Source organism: Halorubrum sp. BV1 (genome assembly GCF_000746205.1).
GTDB lineage: Archaea > Halobacteriota > Halobacteria > Halobacteriales > Haloferacaceae > Halorubrum.
The window spans coordinates 1-1,083 of record NZ_JQKV01000036.1; the positions used below are offsets into that span (position 1 = coordinate 1).

Genomic DNA, 1,083 nt, shown 5'->3' on the forward strand with positions numbered 1-1,083 from the left:
TCAGGCTTCCGAGATGCAAACTGGTGGGAACAAGCGGTCGCAGGCAAATGGTGACCACGGCGACTTCGTGGAAGAAACTCATCAATCAACAGACGTGGATTCAGAGCGGTATCGTAAGGCGGCACGAACGTACCACACAATCGAGAAGGTTGCCCGGGAGAATTCATTGCCCGGTCTACAGGCACGTGCGTTCGTCCAGCGTCAGGATATGCACTGGAAACGTTATGCTGAGGAGGCAACAACTGCTTCCAACCTCACACTCGGGGCCTGGGGCCGCTGGGTACGTACATCTGTCGCCCGGTTAACGTTACTCTATGGTGAGAGCCCCTGGCGAATACTGGCAGCCGCACTGTTTGTTATCGTCCTTGGGGGCTTGAGTTACCCTCTTAGTGGAATTCAACCATCTGGAGCAGACGGAGTAGCTCAACCGACAACAATACCGGAGTATCTGTCTCTTCTTCCCGATACTCTCTATTTCAGCACACTTACGTTTACAACTCTAGGATTCGGTGGCTTCGAACCGATTGGCTGGAGTCGTTGGATCGCAACTATCGAGACGGGGTTAGGTGCCTCCCTCATGGCACTACTCGTGTTTGTTCTTGGTCGACGAGCAGCACGCTAAGATTATTCAAAAGTGTAACCAACTTCAATAGCGGCTCGACAAGGCGATGTAGCTGGCCGTTTTCCACCGTGACTGGACGGCCGGCCGCCCCGCCGACGGAGAAGGTGAGTGATGCAGCAAACCCTCGTCGGCTGTGCGTTCTGCGACGCGCCCCCTGGTACCGAGACTGGCGAAGCCCACACTTGGGGGCAGGACGAGCGGGTCACCCACCCGATCTGTGTCGACTGCGCGATTCAGACGGAGCCGGATCCCGACGAGCGCGATCACGTTGCCTGTGACGGCTGTGGGCTCGTCGTCGACGCCCTCGCCGCGCTGACGCGCTTCCGTGTCGAACTGGGGCGTCTCGAAGGCCCGTTGCAGCTATGCGAGCGCTGTAGCCCGGGCGGGCTCGCGACGTACTGGACACGTGACCTCAGCCCCCATCTCGTCTCGGACTGACGCACCGAGCAACCGTCGTCACG

Annotated in this window: 2 protein-coding genes; both read left to right on the forward strand. The window is 58.6% G+C overall.

Annotated elements, in window-relative coordinates; genetic code table 11:
* Positions 1 to 622, forward strand: a 622-nt coding sequence (locus tag EP28_RS13875) for a potassium channel family protein (RefSeq protein WP_196219640.1), incomplete at its 5' end; no start/stop codon positions are given.
* 111 nt (positions 623 to 733) lie between these two features.
* A complete protein-coding gene (locus EP28_RS11540; protein WP_049984165.1) occupies positions 734 to 1,060 on the forward strand; it encodes a DUF7558 family protein in 327 nt (108 codons plus the stop codon).
* Positions 1,061 to 1,083 lie beyond the last annotated feature (23 nt).

Bases quoted from the DNA above. Each gene is read 5' to 3' on its own strand.
- EP28_RS11540 (WP_049984165.1), top strand. From the start codon at position 734: ATGCAGCAAACCCTCGTCGGCTGTGCGTTCTGCGACGCGCCCCCTGGT.